The 23,485-nt window shown below is 56.2% G+C and carries 22 protein-coding genes and 1 tRNA gene; 3 read left to right on the forward strand and 20 right to left on the reverse strand.

Going from position 1 to position 23,485, the window contains the following annotated elements; all coding sequences use genetic code 11:
- The first annotated feature begins 31 nt into the window (after positions 1-31).
- Positions 32-367, forward strand: a complete 336-nt coding sequence (gene trxA / locus FDK21_RS10555) for a thioredoxin (RefSeq protein WP_280955298.1) — start codon at positions 32-34, stop codon at positions 365-367.
- 366 nt (positions 368-733) lie between these two features.
- Here trxA and FDK21_RS10560 read toward each other — a convergent pair whose 3' ends face one another.
- The 14 genes from FDK21_RS10560 to aroA all read right to left on the reverse strand — a co-directional run bounded on the left by FDK21_RS10560 (position 734) and on the right by aroA (position 15,618).
- Positions 734-886, reverse strand: coding sequence for a DUF1127 domain-containing protein (locus FDK21_RS10560; RefSeq protein WP_114008542.1), 153 nt, complete (start codon positions 884-886; stop codon positions 734-736).
- A gap of 648 nt (positions 887-1,534) precedes the next feature.
- A complete protein-coding gene (locus FDK21_RS10565; protein ID WP_114008543.1) occupies positions 1,535-2,842 on the reverse strand; it encodes a folylpolyglutamate synthase/dihydrofolate synthase family protein in 1,308 nt (435 codons plus the stop codon).
- 185 nt (positions 2,843-3,027) lie between these two features.
- A complete protein-coding gene (gene accD, locus FDK21_RS10570; RefSeq protein WP_138148478.1) occupies positions 3,028-4,059 on the reverse strand; it encodes an acetyl-CoA carboxylase, carboxyltransferase subunit beta in 1,032 nt (343 codons plus the stop codon).
- A gap of 452 nt (positions 4,060-4,511) precedes the next feature.
- On the reverse strand, positions 4,512-5,342 hold the full coding sequence (trpA, locus tag FDK21_RS10575; RefSeq protein ID WP_138148479.1) for a tryptophan synthase subunit alpha: 831 nt from the start codon (positions 5,340-5,342) through the stop codon (positions 4,512-4,514).
- Positions 5,343-5,360: 18 nt separating this feature from the next.
- Positions 5,361-6,593 carry a tryptophan synthase subunit beta gene (gene trpB, locus FDK21_RS10580; RefSeq protein WP_138148480.1) on the reverse strand — a complete coding sequence of 411 codons (1,233 nt, stop codon included), beginning with the start codon at positions 6,591-6,593 and terminating at the stop codon, positions 5,361-5,363.
- Between the two features lie 65 nt (positions 6,594-6,658).
- Positions 6,659-7,309 carry a phosphoribosylanthranilate isomerase gene (locus FDK21_RS10585; RefSeq protein WP_114007690.1) on the reverse strand — a complete coding sequence of 217 codons (651 nt, stop codon included), beginning with the start codon at positions 7,307-7,309 and terminating at the stop codon, positions 6,659-6,661.
- 67 nt (positions 7,310-7,376) lie between these two features.
- Positions 7,377-8,342 (reverse strand): ornithine cyclodeaminase family protein, encoded by a 966-nt coding sequence (locus FDK21_RS10590; protein WP_138148481.1) that lies wholly within the window; start codon positions 8,340-8,342, stop codon positions 7,377-7,379.
- Positions 8,343-8,583: 241 nt separating this feature from the next.
- Positions 8,584-8,973: a LapA family protein gene (locus FDK21_RS10595; protein WP_138148482.1), complete on the reverse strand. Its 390-nt coding sequence runs from the start codon at positions 8,971-8,973 to the stop codon at positions 8,584-8,586.
- A 33-nt stretch (positions 8,974-9,006) separates the two neighbouring features.
- Entirely contained in the window at positions 9,007-9,303 is a 297-nt protein-coding gene (locus FDK21_RS10600) for an integration host factor subunit beta (RefSeq protein WP_114007692.1), read from the reverse strand.
- A gap of 85 nt (positions 9,304-9,388) precedes the next feature.
- A complete protein-coding gene (sppA, locus tag FDK21_RS10605; protein ID WP_157967499.1) occupies positions 9,389-10,354 on the reverse strand; it encodes a signal peptide peptidase SppA in 966 nt (321 codons plus the stop codon).
- A 331-nt stretch (positions 10,355-10,685) separates the two neighbouring features.
- Entirely contained in the window at positions 10,686-12,380 is a 1,695-nt protein-coding gene (gene rpsA, locus FDK21_RS10610) for a 30S ribosomal protein S1 (protein ID WP_138148483.1), read from the reverse strand.
- Between the two features lie 320 nt (positions 12,381-12,700).
- Positions 12,701-13,333 (reverse strand): (d)CMP kinase, encoded by a 633-nt coding sequence (cmk, locus tag FDK21_RS10615; protein WP_138148626.1) that lies wholly within the window; start codon positions 13,331-13,333, stop codon positions 12,701-12,703.
- A gap of 202 nt (positions 13,334-13,535) precedes the next feature.
- Positions 13,536-14,276: a helical backbone metal receptor gene (locus tag FDK21_RS10620; RefSeq protein WP_138148484.1), complete on the reverse strand. Its 741-nt coding sequence runs from the start codon at positions 14,274-14,276 to the stop codon at positions 13,536-13,538.
- A gap of 4 nt (positions 14,277-14,280) precedes the next feature.
- The gene (gene aroA / locus FDK21_RS10625) at positions 14,281-15,618 is read right to left on the reverse strand and encodes a 3-phosphoshikimate 1-carboxyvinyltransferase (protein WP_138148485.1); all 1,338 of its coding nucleotides are present in this window, start codon (positions 15,616-15,618) and stop codon (positions 14,281-14,283) included.
- A 256-nt stretch (positions 15,619-15,874) separates the two neighbouring features.
- On the opposite strand from aroA, the gene FDK21_RS10630 reads away from it, so the two are divergent.
- Positions 15,875-16,258 (forward strand): TIGR02300 family protein, encoded by a 384-nt coding sequence (locus tag FDK21_RS10630; RefSeq protein ID WP_114007698.1) that lies wholly within the window; start codon positions 15,875-15,877, stop codon positions 16,256-16,258.
- Between the two features lie 291 nt (positions 16,259-16,549).
- Positions 16,550-16,625 (forward strand) — tRNA-Ala (locus FDK21_RS10635).
- 510 nt (positions 16,626-17,135) lie between these two features.
- On the opposite strand, the gene FDK21_RS10645 is transcribed toward FDK21_RS10635, so the two are convergent.
- The 6 genes from FDK21_RS10645 to FDK21_RS10670 all read right to left on the reverse strand — a co-directional run bounded on the left by FDK21_RS10645 (position 17,136) and on the right by FDK21_RS10670 (position 23,466).
- Positions 17,136-18,023, reverse strand: a complete 888-nt coding sequence (locus tag FDK21_RS10645) for an NAD(P)-dependent oxidoreductase (RefSeq protein WP_138148486.1) — start codon at positions 18,021-18,023, stop codon at positions 17,136-17,138.
- A 445-nt stretch (positions 18,024-18,468) separates the two neighbouring features.
- A complete protein-coding gene (locus tag FDK21_RS10650; protein ID WP_138148487.1) occupies positions 18,469-19,227 on the reverse strand; it encodes an ABC transporter ATP-binding protein in 759 nt (252 codons plus the stop codon).
- Positions 19,224-20,201 (reverse strand): iron chelate uptake ABC transporter family permease subunit, encoded by a 978-nt coding sequence (locus FDK21_RS10655; RefSeq protein ID WP_138148488.1) that lies wholly within the window; start codon positions 20,199-20,201, stop codon positions 19,224-19,226. The genes FDK21_RS10650 and FDK21_RS10655 overlap by 4 nt, the downstream gene beginning before the upstream one ends.
- A 59-nt stretch (positions 20,202-20,260) precedes the next feature.
- Positions 20,261-21,271 (reverse strand): ABC transporter substrate-binding protein, encoded by a 1,011-nt coding sequence (locus FDK21_RS10660; RefSeq protein WP_138148489.1) that lies wholly within the window; start codon positions 21,269-21,271, stop codon positions 20,261-20,263.
- 226 nt (positions 21,272-21,497) lie between these two features.
- Positions 21,498-22,367 (reverse strand): cysteine hydrolase, encoded by an 870-nt coding sequence (locus tag FDK21_RS10665; protein ID WP_138148490.1) that lies wholly within the window; start codon positions 22,365-22,367, stop codon positions 21,498-21,500.
- 196 nt (positions 22,368-22,563) lie between these two features.
- Complete coding sequence (locus FDK21_RS10670; RefSeq protein ID WP_138148491.1) at positions 22,564-23,466, reverse strand: HAMP domain-containing sensor histidine kinase; 903 nt, start codon at positions 23,464-23,466, stop codon at positions 22,564-22,566.
- Positions 23,467-23,485 lie beyond the last annotated feature (19 nt).

Consider the following 23,485-nt stretch of genomic DNA (forward strand, 5'->3'; position numbering starts at 1 on the left):
CGTTTCAATATCCCGATCGGCAAGGGCGCATATGGAAAAGAGGCATGTTATGGCTATCGTAAATGCGACAGACGCGAATTTTGCTGAAGAAACCCAGGGCGATGTGCCTGTGGTCGTGGACTTCTGGGCAGAATGGTGCGGCCCCTGCAAAATGATCGCTCCGATCCTGAATGAAATCGACACCGAGAAAGCCGGTGCGGTGAAAATCGTCAAGGTCAATGTTGATGAGAATCCGAACACTGCTGCTCAGTATGGCGTTCGCTCCATCCCGACCCTGCTGCTGTTCAAAGGCGGTGAGCCGGTTGCCATGAAAGTTGGCGCGGCTCCAAAATCCGACCTTGAAAAATGGATCGAAACCGGCGCTTGAGCCGTCGATCCCATTTTCGGTTAGTACAAAACCCGGTCAGCCCAGCTGATCGGGTTTCTTTTTGGGCACATTCCACCTCACAAAAGCCGGAGTCTGGTGGCAAGGGAGATCGCCCGCAAGGCACGACAGCACGATCGCCGCCACAAATTGGGCGACACGGCGTGCGGATGGGGTATTTTTTTGGAAAAAGTCTCCCCAGAATAACGAAAGCCCACCGGGGGAGGAGGTCCGGTGGGCTTCGTTGCAAGATCCAAAACCGGGAGGAGGATGTTTTGGATCTATCAGGCTTTTTGGGAGGAGAAGAAAGCCTGAATTTGCAGAAACTGTGGGCTTTCGCTTGAGACAAGTCAGAAGCGAAAGTCTTTATTACACGCGGGCAGCTTCCCGAGCGATAGAGGTGATGTCTGCGCGGGAGATACCCAGATCGTTCAGATCGCGGTTGCTCAAGCGGCTCAGTTCATCAACAGTGTCACGGTAGTTGCGCCACTGACGGTAATTTTTCACAACGTTATCAAGCATGATAATCATCCTTTCACTGTGGCTTCGGTATCGAGTTCTTTTTGTTTCTCTTTGCAACGAAGCGGGCCGTAACTCGATTTAAAGCGTCGCTCCGTTGTGTTGATTTGTATATAGCTCATAGCTCGGGCATTTACATCGCTCAGTTTTGCATAGCTGTCTTGCGAAACATGCAAAACCATTGCTACTCATTTTTTATCCATGCATAAAACGCATGGCTTGAGGTGCTCAAGAATATTATTCCATTTTTTTCAATGACTTAGCTCGATTTACTACGCAAATCACCTTACAACCTTGGTTTAAGACAAGCGTTTGTATTTTACAGGTTTGGAGCGTTTTAAACCGGCATTTGGGGCCCGAACGCAAAATTTTGAAGCAATTCTAATCAGTTACGGAGCTGCGTCCTTCTGACCCACGCTAGAAGCATTCAAAATTGTAACGATTTCCATTCCAACCGACGGAACGGGTCTCCGGAAGTTTCAGGCAAACGTTTGCGCGAAATGCTGCTTTTTACGGCATTTGCCTAGCCGAATGGAGCGGTTATTGAGCACACACTCCAGTTTCTTGTCAAAAAATGCATATCTCGAAAAAAATTTTAGCCGTGATGCACGGGGCTTGACCCTGTGCGAAACTCGTTTTGGAGCGCCTTTTTTACACAGGCGGGGTGCCATTGGCCGCCAAAACGGCGCCTGCGAGATAAAGAGATCCACAAATCAGGATGCGTGGAGCCCCCTGAAGCTTCTGTAGATCGAGTTTTTTGAGGGCTTCTTCCAAAGATCCAGCGGCGGAAGCCGGAATTCCGGTTTCCTGAGCAATGCGCGCCAGCTCCACCGGTTCGATTCCGGCGGCTGACCCGGAGACTGGGACGGTGATGATCTCTTTTGCCAACCCCTTGAAAGGCGTAAAATAGCCCGACGGATCCTTGGTGCTGAGCATGCCAACAATCATATGCAGCGGTCGGGGGGCTTTTTCTTCCAGATCCGCCAAGGCCGAGGCCAACGCCAAACCGGCTTGCGGATTGTGGCCACCATCGAGCCACAGTTCGACCTCGCGCGGCAACAGATCAAGCAATTGACCCTGTGCCAGCCGCTGCAGACGCGCTGGCCAGCGGACATTGATCAGCCCAGCTTCGATCGCTTTGTCATCAAAATCCGGCATGACCGCTTTCAAGGTGGCAATTGCCACCCCGGCATTCATCAACTGATGACGTCCGCCGAGGCGTGGCAGAGGCAGATCTAGCAATCCCCTTTCGCCCTGAAAAACCATGCGGCCATGCTCTTCGTAGCTCATCCAGTCCTGGCCGCCGATCAGCACAGGCCCGGCGCGCACGGTACGGGCTTCAGCCTCAAGCACTTTGCGGACCACATCGCCCTGTGATGCAAAAATAGCCGGCACACCAGGTTTGAGAATACCGGCCTTTTCCCGCGCGATGCCCTCAAGATCAGGCCCGAGAAAATTCTCGTGATCATGGGCGATCGGGGTAATCACACTGGCAAGCGGCTTGTCGATGACATTGGTGGCGTCAAGGCGCCCGCCCAACCCCACTTCGAGCACCAACAAGTCGGCGGGATGTTGGGAGAAGAGCAGAAAGGCCGCCACAGTGGTGATCTCAAAGAAGGTGATTGGTGCACCGTCATTGGCTTTCTCGCAGATCTGCAAGGCCTCCACCAAGGCTTCGTCGCTGACAAAGCTGCCTGCAAGACGGATCCGCTCATGGAAATGAACCAGATGGGGCGAGCTGTAGACATGAACCTTGAGGCCAGCCGCTTCCGCCATGGCGCGGATGAAGGCTGAGGTCGACCCTTTGCCATTGGTTCCGGCCACATGGATGGTGGGCGGCAGGGCATGGTGCGGATTGCCCAGCTTGTCGAGCAGGACATGCATGCGTTCCAAGCCCAGATCAATGCTTTTGGGATGCAGCGCGATCATGCGCTCGAGTATCGCTTCTGCCTGTTCCATCATTGCCGACCAGTGTGTTGGATTTTGGATCGGTTCTGTATATCCGTCGGCCAAGCCCGTGGCAATCGACAAGTGTGGCTCTCACGTCAGGCCAAACGGGGCGTCACCACAAAAAAGCCCGGCCTCTTCCGAGGTCGGGCCGAATGATGGCAGGTAGGCAAGCCATGCCACCAACAAGAAAGGGCTTAGCCCTTGTTGTTGGATGTTTCTTCCGCAGCCTCGTCAGTTGCCTTTGGCTCGTCCTCAGCGGCAACCGTCTCTGCTGGATCAGCGGCTTGTGCAGCGACCGGGGCTTCTTCAACCGCCTCGACCGGCTCTTCTTCAACGAGATCAGCCATGGGCACGGGGGCCTCTTTGGGCTCTGGGGTGTCGGTGTTGGTGAAGAAGCGGCACAGGCGGGCAATGGTGCTTGGCAGATCATGACGATGGACAACCATGTCGACCATGCCATGCTCCTTGAGATATTCGGCACGCTGGAAGCCTTCTGGCAGTTTTTCGCGGATCGTCTGTTCGATCACGCGCTGACCGGCAAAACCGATCAAAGCCCCCGGCTCGGCCAAATGAATGTCACCAAGCATCGCGTAAGAGGCCGTCACGCCACCGGTCGTCGGATCGGTCAGGACCAGAATGTAAGGCAATCCTGCTTCGCGCAGAGCCTGAACGGCGACGGTCGTGCGCGGCATCTGCATCAGAGAGAGAATGCCCTCCTGCATGCGTGCACCACCAGAAGCGGTGAACAGAACGAAAGGCGTTTTGTCTTCGACGGCACGCAGCATACCGGTGATCAGTGCCTCACCTGCGGCCATGCCAAGGGAACCGCCAAGGAAGGTGAAATCCTGCACGGCGGCGGTGAGCAACAGGCCCTCGACCGTGCCTTGCGCGACAGAGACCGAATCCTGCTTGCCCGTTTTGGCGCGCGCATCGCGCATGCGGTCGACATAGCGCTTGGTGTCGCGGAACTTCAGCGGATCCATCGACGCTTCTGGCAACTCCAGCAGGCTATAGTCGCCATCATCAAACAGGAAGCCGAAGCGCTGGGTTGCATTCAGCCGCATGTGGAATTCAGAGTTCGGCACGACGAACTGATTGTTTTCCAAATCCCGATGGAACACCATTTCTCCGGTGACCGGGCATTTGATCCAGAGATTTTCCGGTGCTTCCCGCCGGTTCAAAATCGAGCGAATTTTCGGTCTGACGACAGTGTTAATCCAGTTCACGAACCACTTCCTGATCTATGCCCTTTTGGGCTTGTTCTGCTGCATCCCTATCCCGGCTTGGATGAAGCCAGGGTGAGATGCCTTCCCGTTCTGTTGCATCCCGCCCGAACCATGCCCTCGCATGAAGGTCACTGGCAGCGTAGGCGTGGCCCTGACCCCATGAGACCGCCAGCCCCTGCAAGTGGGGCGGGTTCCTCTGATCATGAGACCGAGCAAGGTCAATCCCCGCAGCAGCGCGAGGTGTTCACAATGTTGGTGGCTAACAAAAAGGCCTCAAACGAGGCCGTTGTCAGGCCGTGCCATACAATACACGCAAATGTGACGATGGCACGACCTTATTTCAATGCCTGAAGCGGGTTTCAGGGTCAGTTATTGACGAAAATCCCCCTAAAGGGCAGGGCGACCTTCCCTAACGTAATTAGATTCAGACCCGACTGATCGGGCCCTGACAGTCAGCTTCTGGCTTCAGCGCAGCCCTTGGCAAGGCCTGCAACAATGTCCGTTACAGCGCTAACGGTGGAGGCAGTGGGTTTGCCATTGTCATCGAGGCTTTCTCGAATGGCATTGACCAGCACCGAGCCGACCACAACCCCGTCAGCGGTCGCGCCGACAGCAGAGGCTTGCTCTGGGGTTTTCACACCAAAACCGACGGCGACGGGCAGATCGGTATGGCCTTTGATCTGCTTGACCGCAACCGCCACTTTGTCGGCATCCAGTGCGCCGGTGCCGGTGATACCGGTGACCGAAACATAATAGACAAAGCCGGAGGTGTTCTGCAGCACTTTGGGCAGGCGGGCATCATCGGTGGTGGGCGTTGCCAGACGGATGAAGTTGAGGCCGCCGTCCCGGGCCGGAAGGCACAGTTCGTCGTCATGCTCAGGCGGCAGATCGACGACAATCAGCCCATCGACGCCTGCAGCTTTGGCATCGGCGACGAATTTTTCAGACCCCCAGATATAGATCGGATTGTAATAGCCCATCAGGATGATCGCGGTTTCATTGTCTTCCTTGCGGAAGTCGCGCACCATCTGCAGGGTCTTTTCGATCGTGTGGCCACCGGCCAAAGCCCGCTGGGTGGCCAGCTGGATCGGCACGCCTTCGGCCATCGGGTCGGAGAAAGGCATGCCCAGTTCGATCACGTCGATGCCCGCTTTTGGCAGAGCCTTGAGCAGGGTCAGTGAGGTGTCGAGATCCGGATCCCCGGCGGTGATGAAACCGACCAGAGCGGGGCGATTTTCGGCCTTGCAGGCAGCAAAGCGGGTATCAATACGAGTTTTTTCCATTGCTTTTGTTCCTGCTGCTTATTCCGAAATCGAGCCAAGACCGAGATACTTGCTGACGGTATTGACGTCCTTGTCGCCACGTCCGGACAGGTTGATCACGATGATCTGGTCCTTGTCCATGCTCGGTGCCCGCTTGATGACTTCGGCGATGGCGTGGGAGCTTTCGAGCGCAGGAATGATGCCTTCGGTGCGGCAGAGCAACTGGAAAGCATCGAGGGCTTCTTTGTCGCTGGCCGAGACATAGTCCACACGGCCGGAATCGCGCAGGTAGGAATGCTCCGGCCCGATGCCCGGATAATCAAGACCGGCAGAGATGGAATGACCTTCCAGAATCTGGCCATCCTGATCCTGCAGCAGATAGGTACGGTTGCCATGCAACACACCCGGCTTGCCTGCATTCAATGAGGCGCAGTGGGCTTCGGTATCAAGACCGTGACCGGCCGCTTCGACGCCGACAATCTGAACGCCTTCATCCTCAAGGAAAGGATGGAACATGCCAATGGCATTGGAACCACCACCAAGGCAGGCGACCAGCATATCGGGCAAGCGCCCTTCAGCAGCCTGCATTTGCTCTTTCACTTCCTGACCAATGATCGACTGAAAGTCCCGCACAAGGCGCGGATAAGGATGCGGGCCGGCGGCGGTACCAATGATATAATAGGTGTTGTCGACATTGGTGACCCAGTCGCGCAGGGCTTCGTTCATGGCATCCTTGAGGGTGCCAGCACCAGCGGTCACCGGATTGACCTTGCCGCCAAGCAGCTCCATGCGGAAGACATTCGGGGCCTGACGCTCCACATCGGTCGCCCCCATATAGACTTCGCACGGGAAGCCGAAGCGGGCGCAGACGGTGGCTGTGGCCACCCCGTGTTGACCGGCACCGGTTTCGGCGATGATCCGGGTTTTTCCCATCCGTTTGGCTAGCAGGATCTGGCCAAGGCAGTTGTTGATCTTGTGGCTGCCGGTATGGTTCAGCTCTTCGCGCTTGAGATAGATCTTCGCGCCGCCCAGCTCTTCGGTCAGGCGCTCGGCATAGTAAAGCGGGCTCTGACGACCGACATAATGTTTGTGCAAGTCGGCCAGTTCGGCATGAAAGGCCGGGTCGGCCATGGCTTCATTATAGGCCTTCTCGAGCGAGAGGATCAGCGGCATCAGGGTTTCGGAGACAAACTGGCCGCCATAGATCCCGAAAAAGCCGCGCTCGTCCGGCCCCTGAAAGCGGGAGTTTGGCAGGGTCGATGTATCTGTCATGGCAATTTCCTTGCGCATATCTGGCTGTCTTTGGCGGAAGGCTGACGCCTTCAATCCGGCACCCTTTATGCGGCGCCTTTGGCTGCAAAGACAAAATCAATGATCTTTTGCCGGTCCTTGACGCCCGGCTCACTTTCCACCCCGGATGACACATCCACCCCTTGGGGATGGATCAGGCGGATTGCCTCGGCCACATTGTCCGGGTCAAGACCACCTGCCAGGATGAGCGGTTTCGATAGCTTGAGATTCTTGATCAGTTGCCAATCAAAGCTGATGCCATTGCCGCCCGGAAGATCGGTTTTCATCTCCTTGGGGGGCTTGGCGTCCAACAACAGCATGTCGCACACGGCTTCATAGGAAGCGATGGGTGCCAGATCTGTTTCATCCCGAATGGCAAGCGCCTTCATGACCGGACGGCCGAAGCGTGCCTTGATGTCTGCCACTCTTTGAGGGGATTCAGACCCGTGCAATTGCCAGATATCGGGATTGATCGACTGGTCGATGGCCTCAAGCTCATCGTCACTCGCATTGACAGTGAGGGCGACTATGGACGCTTTGCCGCGTACCGGACCCACCAGTTCCTTCGCTTTCCCATATTCCACATGCCTCGGGCTTTTTGGAAAAAACACAAACCCAATCCAGTTTGCACCGGCTTGCAGGCAGGTCTCGATCATATCTGGTGTCGATAGCCCGCATATCTTTACATACATGGCCAACCCTCTCGATGCAATGGTTTTGGGGGTTTTGGGGTTTTGGGGTTTTGGGGTGATGGCCCGGATGCATCTAGGTCATCTGTTCGTATATATATCGTGCCGCGGCCAGATCCTCAATGGCGGTGCCGACCGACTTGAACAGGGTGATGTCTTCGTCACGAACCCGTCCCTTGCATTTACCCTGTGTGAGGCCAAACAGATCACCGCGAATGTCGTCAGGCTCCAAAATACCGGTTTGCAGAGGCTGGACGATATCGCCGCCCTCCTTGGTCGCCCCGGCAATCGTGTCCAGATAGACCTCGGCACGTGTGATGCATCGATTGTCCGATTCCCGCATATCCGGCCGGAAGGCGCCGACCAGATCGAGATGGGCACCGGGCTTCAGCCATGCACCGTCAATCAACGGCTGGGTTGCCATGGTGGCACAGGAAATGATGTCGCCTTCCGCCACGGCCTTGGCCCGGTCATCGGCCACCTCAACCGTCACATCCAGGCCATCGAGCCCAGCGGCAACCCGTTCGGCCTTGCCTTTATTGCGACCCCAAATGATGATCCGCCTGATATCGCGCACGCTCATATGGGCGCGGATCAGATGCTCGGACAGCGCACCGGTCCCTACCATGGTCAAGGTCTTGGCATCCTTGCGCGCCAGATAGTCGGCAGCAAGCGCTGAGGCGCAGGCGGTGCGCCAGACTGTAAGCGAAGGCCCATCCATAATGGCGCGCACCGTGCCGCTTTGTTGATCGAGCAGGAAGTAGGCTCCAAGGATCGACGGCAAACTGACCCGCGCCTCATTGTCCGGGAAGACTGTCACCATCTTGATGCCGATATAGCCATTGTAGGAGGTGCCGTTGGCTTGAGCATCACTCCATGCAGGCATCAGCAACAGGGTTGCGTCGGACTGATCCGGCAGGGAAATGGTATGATGATGGCGTACTGGAGTCACATAGCGCGCCTGAAAGGCCTGCCGGAGTGCCTCCACTAGCGCCTTGTAATTCATGGCCCGGTTGATGGTGGCGGCATCCAGAAACTGCATGGAGGACCCTTTCTTGGATTGGATACAATGTTCAGCTGTCTCTTTATATAACGAGCCTGTCTCCCCGGCGCAATCGCCTCGCGCATCAACAAGGGCCCACATGCGGACATAGGGGTCAGCTGAATACAAAAATGCCAGCCTCAAAGGCTGGCATTTTCACTCGCATTTCCAAGCTTGCGCCTGTCTTGCCTGACGTCTTCTATGTGCCGCGGTCTGTGACAGCAGACATCGGCCGGAATGATCAGGCCGCCGGGCGGGCGATATTATCGTCCGAAGGCGCAGGCAGAGCCGGCGCGTCACTTTGCGGTAGCGTGGTCAGCTTCTCGACCCGCTTCTGCTGGCGATCGGCTTCATTGCGCCATTTGCGTGCTTCATAGCGTTTTTCGCGGGCTGTGCGGCGGTGGCGTCCCTGCTTCATCCAAGCCATGAAGCCACCAATCAGGATGCCCACCAGAAGGGATCCGAACATGACGACATAGAGCGGGACCGAGAAGTCCAGCGCAGGCTGTTCAGGGGAGAAGGGGTCGAGCGCCAGATTGACGCTATGACGGTTGGCTACCGCGAGCGATACAAGCACAATGCCGACCGGCACCAGTATGAGCAACTGGAAGAGACGCTTGATAGCTTTCATGATCGTGTGAAATCCAAGTTAGCGGCCAAGGAGTTATTCTCCCGCATCTTCGCCATCATTGAGGCGTTCGCGCATTTCCTTGCCGGTTTTGAAGAAGGGAACAAATTTCTCGGCCACAGGTACTTTCTCACCGGTTCTCGGATTTCGGCCGACTCGCGCCGGACGATTCTTGACAGAAAAGGCCCCGAAGCCACGCAACTCGACCCTGTCGCCGCGCGCAAGCGCATCGGAGATTTCATCAAGTATGGCATTCACGATATGCTCAACATCCCGTTGATAGAGATGTGGGTTCTGTTCTGCGATAGTCTGTACCAGTTCGGACTTTATCATCGTCCGCTCCCCTTCGTTCCTGTGCCCTATATGGCGAGATACGTACGCGCCATGTCCCCGGCTGATGCAAAAGCGTAATATGCTATTATTGTTCGCTTTTTTGAGCCTGCCAAACTGAAACCAGTCCGTCAAGTTTCCCAACCTGTTTTCGTGTGTCAATCAGGTCAAAAAGTGGTGCTGGTACCCATTTTGAGAGGAATTTGCTGGCCAAACCGAACGGAAGGTCGTCCCGCAGTGGAGCAGGCTTCCATTCTATGACCTTCAGATCGGCGCTCAAATCATGCTGTTTGATCAGCCAATCCTTGGCTGTTTCCGGCCCTCCAAGCTCATCGACCAGCTGCAATTCGACCGCCTGACCGCCGGTTACAACCCGACCATCGGCCAGCTTGAGGGTGGTTTCCCTGTCGAAAGGACGGCGGTTGGCGACAAGATCGACAAACCATTGGTAGGAATCGTCAATCATCCGCTGGATCATTGCTTCGGCTTCGGGATTGCGCTTTGAGAAGGGATTCGGTTCCGCCTTCAAGGGCGTGCTCTTGATGGCACGCATTTCAACTCCCACCGTGTTCATCAGCTTGGTCACATCGGTATATTGGAAGATCACGCCGATCGAGCCGGTGATGGTCGAGCGTCGGGCGAAGATCCGTTCCGCTGGCAGGGAGACCATATAGCCAGCAGAGGTCGCTATGCCATCCATGCTGGTGACCAGAGGCTTTTTCTTGGCCAGCTTGCTCAGGGCCTCATACATCGCTTCACCGCCAGAGGTGGAACCGCCGGGACTGTTGACCGACAGAATCACTCCCTTGACCGCATCGCTTTGCTCGAGCTTGCGGATCAGGTCGAGCTTGCGCTGTTCCCCGAGAATCACACCGTCGATTGTCAGCTTGGCGATATGCGGACTGTTGCGCTTGAGATCGGGACTGTTGGCCACAACCGAGTAGCCGGCAACAGCTACCAACAAAATGAGAGACAGGATGGCAACAATGCGCCAGATGGACAGTTTGCGGCGCATTTGGCGCCGTTCGAGCGCGTGGTCTGTATCGAATATCATCTTTGCTTCCCGCATCGCTCAGCCATGGCTGCGCAAGGCTCCAAGTCTTTGTTGGTTTCAGTCGTTGGCTTGATGGACGGATCCTAACCAAGAGTATCGGCTTTGATTTAATACCCGCCTTGGACGGATTTGCAACGATCTTGACCGGTCGAGTTTAAGAAAGGGTTTGGGTGAACGGCAATTGGGCAGATTTTCGCATCAGGCAAAAGTCTTGCTTGATCAGCCGCATCGCCCATATTCCGCTCTGCCGCAAGGCAACAAAAAACCGCAGATGCAAGGCATCTGCGGTTTCTCATTTCAAATGTCATCCCTTGCGGGGCGACAGCAAATCTTAGTCGTCGTCGCGGGCTTTCAGTGCAGCACCGAGAATGTCGCCAAGGGATGCGCCAGCATCGGAAGACCCGAACTGTGCAATGGCTTCTTTCTCTTCTGCAACTTCCAGCGCCTTGATGGAGACGGACAGTTTGCGGTTTTTCTTGTCGAACTGGGTGATGCGTGCGTCGACTTTTTCACCAACCTGGAAGCGGTCGGTGCGCTGGTCGCCACGGTCACGAGCAAGGTCACCACGGCGAATGAAGGCGGACATGTCGCTGTCAACAACTTTGACTTCGAGACCGTTTTCTTTCACTTCGGTGATTTCACAGGTTACGATTGCACCACGCTTCATGTCGCCGGAAGCTTCCTCGAACGGATCGCTTTCAAGCTGCTTGATGCCAAGGGAAATACGCTCTTTGTCGACATCCACATCGAGGATGACGGCTTTGACCATATCGCCTTTGTTGTATTCTTCGAGAACCTGCTCGCCAGGACGGTTCCAGTCCAGATCGGACAGGTGAACCATGCCGTCGACTTCGCTTTCGAGGCCGATGAAGAGACCGAATTCGGTCTTGTTCTTGACTTCGCCTTCGACAACGGTGCCGGCTGGGTTTTTGTCAGCAAAGACAGCCCATGGATTGTCGAGGGTCTGTTTCAGGCCGAGGGATACGCGGCGTTTCACAGGATCGACTTCCAGGATCATCACTTCCACTTCCTGAGAGGTGGAAACGATTTTGCCAGGATGGACGTTCTTCTTGGTCCAAGACATTTCAGAAACGTGGATCAGGCCTTCGATGCCTGGCTCCAGTTCAAGGAATGCGCCGTAATCGGTGATGTTGGTCACGCGACCGGTGAATTTGGAACCAACAGGGTAACGCTGTTCGATCTCGGTCCATGGATCAACTTCAAGCTGCTTCATGCCGAGGGAAATGCGGTGCGTTTCCTGATTGACGCGAACGATCTGAACCTTGACGGTCTGGCCGATGGTCAACACTTCGCTTGGATGGTTGATGCGGCGCCATGCAATGTCGGTGACGTGCAGCAGGCCGTCGATGCCACCCAGATCCACAAATGCACCATAATCGGTGATGTTTTTGACAACACCCTCGACGGTCTGGCCTTCTTTGAGGTTCTGAACCAGCTCGGTGCGCAGTTCGGCGCGGGTCTCTTCCAGAATGACACGGCGAGACACAACGATGTTGCCACGACGCTTGTCCATTTTCAGGATCTGGAAAGGCTGTGGGTTGTGCATCAGTGGGGTCACGTCGCGAACCGGGCGGATATCCACCTGAGAGCGCGGCAGGAAGGCAACAGCGCCATCCAGATCGACGGTGAAGCCGCCTTTGACCTGGTTGAAGATGACACCCTGAACTTTTTCTTCTGCTTCGAAGGCTTTTTCCAGCTTGCCCCAGCTCTCTTCACGACGTGCTTTGTCGCGGGAAAGGACAGCTTCGCCCATCGCATTTTCGATACGCTCGAGGTAGACTTCAACCTCGGAGCCAATCTCAAGACCACCGTCTTTTGCCTGTGCACCAAACTCCTTCAGCGCAACACGGCCTTCGACTTTCAAGCCAACATCGATGATTGCCATGTCTTTTTCGATGCCGACAACCGTGCCTTTGATCACGGAACCTTCATGTGGCTCCGTTTCACTGAAGGACTGGTCGAGCAGCGCGGCAAAATCGTCCATGGTCGGATTAAGATCGCTCATAAAATCTCCTAAATAGCCCCCGATGGGGCCCGGCGCGCCAATTGGTTCGTGTTTCACAAAGCTTCCTTCCGACCCTGTCTTTTTACAAAGACAAGCCCACCCTTTTTGAAAAAGGTATGGTCCGGCGCGTAAACGGCCGGTCAGAAGCCGAATTTTTTGATATTCCGTCCCGAATCCAGGGAGGGTGTGGACAGGCCCGTCAAGGTCCCCTTGCTCAACTTGCCCGCATCCCCCGTTGCATCCTGCCGTACATATCAGAAAAAGATCAACCGATCAGTCACTTAGCGACGACAAAAAGGGCACATCTGCGCCCTCGCCTGTCAGAGACTGCAATTTTTCTTTTCCTCAACGATGCGCACGGCATGCTGGAATGCGCTTTCTATATCCAATTTTGATGTATCAAGCAAGTGGGCATCTGCTGCAGGCACCAGCGGCGCAACCGCGCGGTTTTGGTCACGTTCGTCCCGCTGTTTGACGTCAGCAAGCACCTGCTCATAGTCAGCCGCCTCCCCACGGGAGAGAATCTCGTCCGTACGGCGGCGCGCGCGCACCTCGGCGCTGGCGGTGACAAACAGCTTCACATCCGCATCCGGGCAGACGACCGTACCGATATCGCGACCATCAAGCACCGCACCGCCAGGGCGGTTGGCAAAGGTGCGCTGGGCTTCCAGCAAGGCTGTACGCACCTTTGGCATGACGGCGACCTTGGAGGCTGCATTGCCAATTTCATGGGCGGACAGAACCAAGCGATCAAGACTGGCAAGGTCAAGCGCTGCCGCCGCTTCGGCAGCCAGATCCTCGTTATCCAGAGGCAGGCCAGCGCGCAGCAAGGCGTGCGCCACGGCGCGGAAGGTCAGACCCGTATCCAGATGAGGGATCTCAAGCATCGCAGCGAGTTTGCGTGCCATGGTCCCTTTGCCCGATGCAGCCGGGCCGTCAATTGCGATAATCATGCACCAATGTCTTTCCAATGGATGGCCAATGGACGGCCAATGGACGGCCAATGGACGGCCAATGGTCGGCATGCGGGCCTCAGAGTGGGCCTCTGCATAGTCAGGCATTCATGTATCCGAGTCGCCGTGCGAGGGACAGGCCTTGGAAGCGAGAAACTTGGCAAGGGGTAACCTTATCCGTGCAACGGTGAGGATTCCGCAATCAGGTCAATTGGTTCGCTTCGAGAAATTCCAGTGCCCGGATGCCATACCAGCAGAAGGCCTCGCCATCGACAAAGGCGTGCGGGAATGGCAGGTCCTCCAAGATGGCCTTCTTTTCCAAAAAGGGATAGGGCTCTGAAGCAAACAGTAGAAGGGTCGTGGCCGGATCGTGGCCGTCCAGATTGATCGTTGGATAGGCCTCTTCGAAGGTGGGAATCTCCAGACCGACTGATGACAATATGCTGCCGATGAATGTGTCCCGACTGACCGCTTTCCAGGGATCTTGCCAGATGACATAGAGGATGGTGTCAATCGGGCCGGTTGGCTTTCGGCCCCATTCGATCAGGCCGGGCAGTGTCTGGCCTGACGCCCATGCTGCGGTCGGTGCGGACGCAATGCGCGCCCATCGGTCTGCTAGTTCATCAAGGTGTGGTGATTTTAGCAGGCCTGCCAGCCGCCTTGTCTCCTTGGTGACATCGGCAATGCTCTTCACATGGGTCGCGTGCCACGCAAAGTCCGTTTGCTCGGTCATGAAGCGAGCATTTTCTTCCCTGTCCAGCAGAATCAAATCCGGCTGCAGGGCCTTGATTGCAGGCCAATCCCAATCCTTGGTGCCGCCGACAATCGGGATGGATGCCAGTTGGTCAGCCGGATGGATGCAATATCTTGTGCGCCCGACGACGTTGACGCCGCAGCGCACAAGCGTTTCAGTCCAGCTGGGGACAAGGGAGATTACCCGCAAGGCCTCACCCGAATTTTGCCCCAAGGCCTGCCATCAGATCGGCAAAGCCCGGGAAGGACGTATTGATGATGGCCGCATCGTCAACGGTGACCGGCTTGTGGCCAGCCAGCCCAAGCACCAGGAAGCTCATGGCAATCCGGTGGTCTAGATGGGTGACCACCGTGCCTCCGCCAATCGCATTGGCACCGCCAGTGACCACCAACGTATCCTTGCCTTCCACATGGGGCACGCCATTGGCTTTGAGGCCAGCGGCAACGGCGGCCAGACGGTCGCTTTCCTTGACGCGCAATTCTTCCAGCCCTTCCATCCGGGTTTCGCCCTTGGCAAAGGCAGCCGCAACGGACAGGACCGGATATTCATCGATCATCGACGGGGCGCGGTCCGCAGGCACGGTCACACCAGTCAGACTGGAGGACCGCACACGAATGTTGCCGATCCGCTCGCCGCCACTTTCACGCTCATCCTCAATGGTGATGTCACCGCCCATTTCGATCAGGGTGGAGATCAGGCCGGTGCGGGTATCATTGAGCAGGATGTTTTCGATCAGCAGATCGGAGCCCGGAGTGATCAGGGCTGCCACAATCGGGAACGCGGCGGAAGATGGATCGCCCGGAACGGTAACAGTCTGGCCTGTCAGCTCCTGCAGGCCTTCGATGGTGAGGACGGTTTCGCCCGCTTCATTGATTTCTTCCCCCAACTCGGCGCCAAAGCCGCGCAGCATCTTTTCGGTATGGTCGCGGGTTTTGATCGGCTCGATGACAGTGGTGGTGCCAGCCATGTTCAGCCCGGCCAGCAGGACGCAACTCTTGACCTGAGCCGAAGCCATCGGCACCCGATAGGTGATCGGGCTTGCTGGATCGGCCCCCTTGATTGTCAGAGGCAACCGGTCGCCAGAGCGCGAGAGGACCTGTACGCCCATCTCCCGCAACGGATTGAGCACCCGCCCCATCGGGCGTCCAGACAGGGAGGCATCGCCCAGGAAAGTGGTGGAAAAGGCATGCGCCCCTGCAATCCCCATGACAAGGCGCGCACCGGTGCCCGAATTGCCAAAATCAAGCACCTGGTTCGGTTCGATCAGCGAACCGGTGCCAAGGCCTTCCACATGCCAGACCCCGTCATCATCTTTTTCAACTTTTGCACCGAAAGCGGCCATCGCCTTGGCGGTGTTGATCACATCTTCTGATTCCAGCAATCCGTGGATGGTCGTCTTGCCGCGCGCCAGAGCGCCGAAGATCAGAGATCGATGCGAGATGGATTTATCTCCCGGAACGCGCAAGCGGCCTTTCAGTCCGCTGGAGGTCTCTGCCGAAAGCGGAGACATGTTGGTGGCGTCGTGAGCCATACTATCCCTCATTCCTATTTTTTTATGTGGCCGCGCCTGATTGCTCTTGTCTCGTCTCTCACATCAGGGGCCGTAATTATGATCAAACAGGCACCGACTTACACCAAATGACGCACTACGTCACGCCACTACACATATAAAAACGCAAATTGGCCCCGGTTTCGCCTTTTAGCTTTTGACAGGCAGCGCAAGGTTAGATAAGGGAGATGGTCAAACTCACACAAGATTCAACAATTCAAGTCGAAGAGGCAAAGCTGTGGCACGACCAGAATTGGGTACAAAGCGCGTCTGTCTGGAATGCGGCGCCAAATATTATGACCTGAACCGCGATCCCATCACCTGCCCCAAATGTGGCACCATCTTTGAAATGGACACTCCGAAACCCGCCGAAGTGGCAGAGGTGGAAGAGCAAGAAGATGAAGTCGTCGCCGAAAGCGATGATGCTGCAGAAGAAGCTGGGGCAGAAGTCATTTCTCTGGAAGACGCCGACGCAGAACAGGCATCAGACATTGATGTTCCTGATCTCGACGACGACGACAGCAATGATGACGATGACGTTTTCCTTGACGATGAGGAAGATGAAGAAGCGCTTGGCGCCATCGGTCTCGACGTTGCGGTTTCTTCCGACGACGAAGACTAAGCTGAACAGGTGCGCTTCGGCGCAAATGACCAGATCCGGACCACCCAACCGGACCCCCAAAAAGCGCGACGCTTGCCGTCGCGCTTTTTTTTCGTATGAGCCTTGTTCAAGCGTTCACGCCATCTTCCGGAAGGGCGCGACCAGCGTCTCACTCCACAAGCTGTGGCTTGTGACGCCCTTGATTTTTCACAAGCTTTGGAAAAATCACAAACTGATGAAATTGGCTATTGATTTCACTGAAACCGTTCAATATGTTCCGCTCACCACCGACGGACACCCGTCACAAAATGTGGGGCTATAGCTCAGTTGGGAGAGCGCGTGAATGGCATTCACGAGGTCAGCGGTTCGATCCCGCTTAGCTCCACCATTTCTTCCCATGTCATCTATATCTCTCAATACCGTTTGATTTCAGGCGTTTAGTTTGCTGTATTGGTACACAACACTGGTACACAAAGACAGAGAACACCCCTTTGCCACGCGCCACTCGCTTGGCTCGTTCAGAACGCAATCTTGGCTTTGAAATCGGCGGAATAGCGCTTTCTCTTCGTCATGTCGGATCGTCTTTCTTTTCAGGCGATCCACCTTAACATATGGTCCAAATTCCAGAACCACCTCTCTAGGTCGATCTTGGTGAGCATCTCAGCCATCTTCCCGGCCCACCGATAAGCACGACGTTTTCAGCATTTTCTGTGAACTCGCCGCGATGGAGTTGTCGGACGATGAGTTGAAGAAATGTTGCGTCTCAATCGAATGTCCCGAATGCGGAAACTGGCTACAGGGAAGAAGCCCCTTGCGAGGGTCCGCTGAGGGCCGCGATTGCTAGTGCAGTCGCAAACCTTGTCTCGGGGCCGGAGGACTAGGCTACCTCCCTTGCAGCCTAGCCTCCCAGATACATGCGCCAACTATATTCTGGCCTGAAGCCAAGCAACCTTTTGGCTTTGTCGTTGGAATAAAAGGTCTCCGTGAGGCCCATCTCTCGACAAGGCACACCCTGATAATATGTCTCGGTCAGTTCAGATGTGCTTGCTGCAACCGAATGATCGTCATTTGATACGTTGAAGATCTCGAAGCCGAGCCCGTCAGTCTGAAGGCAGCGGTCAACCATCTGCCCCAGATCCCGCGCATCGATATAGGCGAAGATATTGCGCCGCCGCAGCGAAGCGTCGGCCAGATAGGCAGGGAAATCCTGTTCATATTCGTGGGGTTCGATCACATTGTTGATGCGCAGCCCATAGATATCGAACCCACTGCGCCGCTGAAACGAGCGGGCCGTTACTTCATTGGCAACCTTCGACATGGCGTAGCTGTCTTCGGGAATGACTGGATGTTCTTCATCAATCGGCAAATAGTCCGGTTTGCGCTCGCCGTCGGCAAAACAGACGCCATAGGTCGTCTCGGACGATGCGAAGATGATCTTGCGCACCCCGAATTTCACCGCCGCATCGATGACGTTGTAGGTGCCGATCGTATTGACCCGATAGCATTCATTGTCCGAGGTCAGCAGCAAGCGCGGCACCGCCGCGAAATGCACAACAGCATCGAACTTTGGCACCCCTTCGCCCGGCTCCAGTTCGTCAAATCCGGCATAGCTTGCCATGACATCGAACATTTGACCTGCATCTGTGACATCGGCCAAACGGTTCTCGACACCGGGTAGATCCAGTGGAACCCGATCAACATTGAGCACACGATGGCCTTTTTCAACCAGATAAGACACAGCATGGCGTCCCGCCTTGCCCGATCCGCCGGTAAACAAAATCCGCATGAGAGTCCCCCTCCAATTTTACAGGCATCACCATACGCCCAAATCCCTGACCACTCAAATGGATGCAACCAGAGAATGAGCAGATTGGTGGGGAAAGACACAAGCATGCTGCCCTTCGATCCCCCCCTTCAATCCAAACAACTCAGCAGATCGATAGAGGCATAGCGAATGTCTCGAACGGTCGTTCTGGCTGCCCAGCGGTCACAGGGCCACAGGAAATGCTGCACTCCGTTCGAATGGCAGAACATCAGAAGCTGAGGCGTGTCCATCACGCAGGATTTGCCCTTTGAACCTTTCCGTGAAGGCGTAAAGGTCCACTATCTCTGGAGCGTAGAAATGCAAATTGGTCACGGACGGTGTCAAGTCTTGCTCGCTGGCAGCGTTTGAACGCGCGGCAATTTCTAAGGGCAACCTATTGCACCATTTGGACACCGGCAAAAGCTTGTTAATCGGGCCTGAAGCGGATGTGCAGTGCGCCGTTGTCATGCGTCACTTCGGCATTGGTTCTGAAAACATCCTGTATCAAATCTTCCGTCAATACCGCGTGTGGCGTGCCGCATGTGTGCATGGCTCCGGCTTCAAGGATCATGATCCGGTCGCAGAACATGGCTGCGAGATTGAGATCATGCAGGGCAATCACACTGGTCAGATCGAGGTCGCGCACCAGTCGCAAGATTTCTATCTGGTGGTGGATATCGAGGTGATTGGTCGGCTCGTCAAGGAACATCACTGTCGGGTCTTGAGCCAAGGCTCTGGCAATATGGACACGCTGGCGCTCGCCGCCCGAGAGGGTTTGCCAGGCTTGCCCGCTGTGGCTTGACATATCCACGCGCTCAAGGGCTGTCACCACAGCAACCTCATCAGCATCCGTCCAACCGGACAAAGCGGAGCGATGCGGCGTCCGGCCCAATCGCACCACATCGCGCACCGTCACATTGGTATCTGTTGCTGCATTCTGATGCACAAAGGCGATTTCACGCGCCAAGGCACGTCTTGGCACTTTGGCAATATCCCTGTCGTTGATTGCCACCTGGCCGGACTGCGGCGATTTGAGACCTGCCAGCAACCGCAGCAGTGAAGACTTGCCGGACCCGTTTGGGCCGATGAGGCCGAGGGTTTCCCCTTCGCTCACATCAAGGGAAACGTCACGCACGATCTCTCTGCGCTTGACGCCCCAGACGAGATTTTGGGCTCTCACGCTCATGATTGTGGCCTCGCACGATAGAGAATGATGGCAAAGAATGGCACACCAACCAGCGCTGTCACGACCCCGATGGGAACCGTTTGCTGACCTGCGACCACGCGCGATGCGATGTCGGCAACCACCATGAAGATGGCCCCCACAATGGCTGAAGCCGGCAACAGGCGCAGATGCATCGGCCCCACCACATAGCGTGCTGCATGGGGTACCACCAATCCGACAAATCCGATTGCCCCGACCATGCTGACGATGGTTGCTGTCATCAAGGCGGTCACCGCAAACAGGATCAGACGGATCCGCGCCACCGGCACGCCAAGAGCGGCGGCATCCTCATCACCAAATGTGAAGGCGTCAAGCGCCCGTCCCATCCAGATGCAGATTGCAAGGCTGGTCGCGATAACAATCAGCAAAAGCTGGAAATCGGGCCAGCGAACACCGCCAAAGCTGCCCAGAAGCCAGAACATGACATCCCGGGCCTGCTGGGCGTTGCCCGACGTTGTGACAATATAGGAGGTCAGCGCATTGAACAGTTGGGAGGCTGCGACACCGGCAAGAATGGTATGGTTCGGTCCGCTGGTGGCGCCGTTCGAAAGCAAAGCCACCAAGCCGAATGCGGCAAAGGCCCCAGCAAAGGCGCCGAACGGCAAGGACATGCTCCCCGCACCGATCCCCAGCACGATCACGCAAACCGCACCAGTGGATGCGCCTGCAGAAATGCCAAGCACAAATGGCTCAGCAAGGGGATTGCGCAGCAAGGCCTGCAAAATGGCCCCACAAATGGCCAAACCAGCCCCGGCGAGGGCCGCCACAAGCGCACGGCTCAGGCGCAAGCTCCAGACCACGCTTTGCTCGATCGCAGGAATATCGGCTTGTGTGAAGCCAAGCTCATTGGTGATGGCCAGAAACACTGTCCGGAGGCTGATATCATAAGCGCCAATCGCCGTCGCAAAGGCGACGGCGAGAGCGAGTGCAGCCATTGACAGGCCCAGAAGCACAAACAAACGAAGGGCTCCGGGTTCCGGCTTTTTAAGTCGTGTCACGGCAAATCAAGCGTCTTGAGTTGTTCGGCAACCTGCTCCGCCCCATAAAGTGTGCGGATGCTTGGATTCATCGCCGCACCGCTCATCACCACGACACGCCCTGATTTGACAGCCTCCATTTGGCTAACGGTCGGGTCGGACTTGAGGAAGTTGATTTTGTTCTCAGCGGTGTCCAGATCCCAGCGATTGCGGTCGACTTGAGCGGCGACAAACACCGTTGGTTTGGCAGCGATAATGCCTTCCCAGCCAACGGCGGGCCAATCGGCTTTGGTCTGTACCGCGTTTGAGCCGCCCAGAATGTCCGCGATATAGCCTGATGGGCCGTTTCCGCCGCCCAGATAGGCATCGTCTGCGGGCGATGGGCTGGAGAACCAAAACAAAAAGGTCAGATCCTTCTGGTCGGCAAATTCGGCGCGCAACTTGGCTTCGCGTGCCTTGAAATCTTTGATCAATGCCTGACCGCGATCGGCCACATCGAAGATCCGGGACAGATCGTCAATCTCCTTGTAAAGCAGATCCATGCTCCACAATGCGTCGCGGGAGCCATAGGCGTCACCAGCATCGAGTTTGGTGGAACAGGCGCTTGGGGAGAGATAGGATGGAACGCCGAGCGCAGTCAAATCGTCTCTTTTGGCCACCTTGCTGTCAGGGCCAAGCAGGGTTGTCAGCATCGCTGCCACGAAATCCGGCTGCTTTGAAAGCACGGCTTCCAATGTCGGGAATTCAACAGAGAGCAGATCGACCTTGCTGTTGGCATTGGCGAGGTTAGGCAACACCTTGTTCGGCCAGAAGGCGGTTGCAGCCATGCGGTCTTCAAGGCCGAGCAGCAACATGATTTCAGCGCTGTTCTGCCCCAGAGCAACAGCCCTCTGAGGTGCCTTCTGGAACGTCACAGACTGACCACAATTCTCGATCGTCAGAGGGTAGGTTGTTGGTTCCGCATGCACGGCAGAAGAGGCGATGGCACTTGCAGCGCTGGCAACAAGAGTGATGGACCTGAGGGACATAATACTTCCTAATTATGAATACCAAATTCAGGTTATCGACTACAAGCATTCCATTTTTAAATCAAGAGTATCATACTCAAGTTTACACGGTTTTGGATAGGGTTTGCAGGATTGATCTGTTCCTCCAGCATTCCCTCGGCTGGGAGATACCGGTTTTCAAACCAGATGCAGCCAAGTGTCGAAGCGACCAACGGGGTTTTCTGGCCACTTCGACAGCAAGTCACAATCAGGCCGATTTGGCGATGCGCTCGACGGCGTCATCGGTCCACCAGACGCCATTGGCGACCATGCGGAAATTGATGATGGCAGCGAGATAGCCGTCACCTTCGGGCACCTTGGCACCAGCGGTGGCATCGCGCACCACGGCCACTTCATAGCCAAGCTCGAGCAGATCATAGAGATGGGCCTGGGTGCAGAGATTGGCCGACATGCCAGCCAGAATGACCTTGTCGATGCCGCGTTTGCGCAGCTGCAGGTTCAAGTCATTTTGCGCCGGGCTATAAACCTTGTGTGGCGAGCAGACAATGGTCTCGCCATCTTCGATATATTTCTTATATTGCGGCATCCAGTCGGCACCGGAGCCTTCGAAATTCTCGACATTCAGCGGCCCGAGACGATCGAACATGCCGATCGAATGCATGGTCTTTTCCAGCGTCCCCTCAAACTGCCATTTATGGTCATGGGGGTAATAATAGTGTGGTGAGATGAAGACCGGCATGCCAGCAGCTTTGGCAGCCTTGAACAGGCGCTCGATATTGTCGACGGTGCCCTGCTCGGTCACGCTCTCGCCAACCACGCCCCAGGTCACGCCTTTTTCCGACAGAAAGTCGATCTGCGGATCGGTGACAACCAGAGCCGTGCGGCCCGGATCGATGTCCATGTCCACCTGCGGCAGGCCCGGCTTTTCTGGGTCAGCATAAAGCGCCATGGCTTCTTTGGTGGCGGCCATGGCAGTGCCAGCAGATGAGGCCATGCCAACGGCACCGACAGCGGCGGCCCCTGCGGCGCGCGCCAACAGACGGCGGCGAGCCAGATCAACGGATTCTTGCGTGACATCGCATCCGCATTCGTGGTGATGATCGTGTTTGATGGTCATGATTTGCTCCTTGAAACTGTTGAAGAAAAGGTTGTCTTTCTTTGGCTTGGTCTTGAAGGCAGAGAGGAGAAAAGCCGTTGGTCAGGACACAGCTTTCCCGATCGCGGGCATCAACGCCCACGGCTTGTTGTTCGCAGTCCACTTTCCAGTTGGGTTGGCACCCGGCAGTTCTCAGCTGGAGGCCGAAGGTCAGGGGTCAGCCAGCCATTGGAGGCTGGATGAGCTTTTGTTTTGGCCCGACCTGATAGCGCTTGAGGCCACAGGCATTCGGGCGCGAAGGCTCTTGCCGTCTGTCCTGCGCGTCAGGGCGTTGGGCGGGGATCCAGAGGGTCATCGAAGCCCCCTGGCCGGTTGGCCGGTTGCTGGCTTCCACCCGGCCGCCATGGCGTTCGGCGATCAGGCGGGTGATCCATAAGCCAAGGCCACTGCTCTCTTCCCCGTTCCTTGCCCGCGCCGACAGCCGGGTGAAGGGACGAAAGGCCCTGTGCAAGTCGCCCTCCTGAAAGCCCGGTCCTTCATCGTCGACCCGCAGGTAAGCCGTGCCATCCTCTTCGATCCCCACTTCGCATTTGATCTTGGAATTGGAAAAACTGTGGCGCACTGCATTGCCAATCAAATTATCAATCGCTTCAAACAGCAGGTCCTGATCGCCACTGACCGTCACAGGCGTCAGGGCACAGCTCTCAAAGGTGATCCCGCGCTGTCGGGCCCGGGGTTGATTGACCGACATGGCCAGTTCCAGCACGTCGATCAGGTTGACCCTGTCCTGACGGCAGGAGAGCGGGTCCCGCCCTTCGCGGGCCCGTTCCAGCACCGCACTGAGCATTTTGCTCAGCTGGGAGATGATCACATCCGCCTTGGCGGCATTGCGAGCGGTGCGGCTGCCGGCTTCTGCGCTGTCCTCAATCGATTCGATGAGCAGCGACAGATTGGCCAAAGGTCCCTTCAGATCGTGGGTGACAATCGACAGGGCATTGGCATACGCGGACGGATCAGACGTCTCGTTCAGCGCGTCTGTCTTGGGAGGATTGATGCCGCGAAGCAAGGCAGCCATATTGGCCGTGCCTCCGCCACTGTCTCGATAGTTGTTGGTATGCATGGATAGACCCCTCTTGGCA

The organism is Cohaesibacter sp. CAU 1516 (assembly GCF_005771485.1).
GTDB classification, from domain to species: domain Bacteria; phylum Pseudomonadota; class Alphaproteobacteria; order Rhizobiales; family Cohaesibacteraceae; genus Cohaesibacter; species Cohaesibacter intestini.

Bases quoted from the DNA above. Each gene is read 5' to 3' on its own strand.
- trxA (WP_280955298.1), top strand. From the start codon at position 32: ATGGAAAAGAGGCATGTTATGGCTATCGTAAATGCGACAGACGCGAAT.
- FDK21_RS10560 (WP_114008542.1), bottom strand. From the start codon at position 886: ATGCTTGATAACGTTGTGAAAAATTACCGTCAGTGGCGCAACTACCGT.
- FDK21_RS10565 (WP_114008543.1), bottom strand. From the start codon at position 2,842: ATGGAACAGGCAGAAGCGATACTCGAGCGCATGATCGCGCTGCATCCC.
- trpA (WP_138148479.1), bottom strand. From the start codon at position 5,342: ATGGAAAAAACTCGTATTGATACCCGCTTTGCTGCCTGCAAGGCCGAA.
- trpB (WP_138148480.1), bottom strand. From the start codon at position 6,593: ATGACAGATACATCGACCCTGCCAAACTCCCGCTTTCAGGGGCCGGAC.
- FDK21_RS10590 (WP_138148481.1), bottom strand. From the start codon at position 8,342: ATGCAGTTTCTGGATGCCGCCACCATCAACCGGGCCATGAATTACAAG.
- FDK21_RS10595 (WP_138148482.1), bottom strand. From the start codon at position 8,973: ATGAAAGCTATCAAGCGTCTCTTCCAGTTGCTCATACTGGTGCCGGTC.
- FDK21_RS10600 (WP_114007692.1), bottom strand. From the start codon at position 9,303: ATGATAAAGTCCGAACTGGTACAGACTATCGCAGAACAGAACCCACAT.
- sppA (WP_157967499.1), bottom strand. From the start codon at position 10,354: ATGATATTCGATACAGACCACGCGCTCGAACGGCGCCAAATGCGCCGC.
- rpsA (WP_138148483.1), bottom strand. From the start codon at position 12,380: ATGAGCGATCTTAATCCGACCATGGACGATTTTGCCGCGCTGCTCGAC.
- cmk (WP_138148626.1), bottom strand. From the start codon at position 13,333: ATGATTATCGCAATTGACGGCCCGGCTGCATCGGGCAAAGGGACCATG.
- aroA (WP_138148485.1), bottom strand. From the start codon at position 15,618: ATGGCTCACGACGCCACCAACATGTCTCCGCTTTCGGCAGAGACCTCC.
- FDK21_RS10645 (WP_138148486.1), bottom strand. From the start codon at position 18,023: ATGCGGATTTTGTTTACCGGCGGATCGGGCAAGGCGGGACGCCATGCT.
- FDK21_RS10650 (WP_138148487.1), bottom strand. From the start codon at position 19,227: ATGAGCGTGAGAGCCCAAAATCTCGTCTGGGGCGTCAAGCGCAGAGAG.
- FDK21_RS10655 (WP_138148488.1), bottom strand. From the start codon at position 20,201: ATGGCTGCACTCGCTCTCGCCGTCGCCTTTGCGACGGCGATTGGCGCT.
- FDK21_RS10660 (WP_138148489.1), bottom strand. From the start codon at position 21,271: ATGTCCCTCAGGTCCATCACTCTTGTTGCCAGCGCTGCAAGTGCCATC.
- FDK21_RS10665 (WP_138148490.1), bottom strand. From the start codon at position 22,367: ATGACCATCAAACACGATCATCACCACGAATGCGGATGCGATGTCACG.
- FDK21_RS10670 (WP_138148491.1), bottom strand. From the start codon at position 23,466: ATGCATACCAACAACTATCGAGACAGTGGCGGAGGCACGGCCAATATG.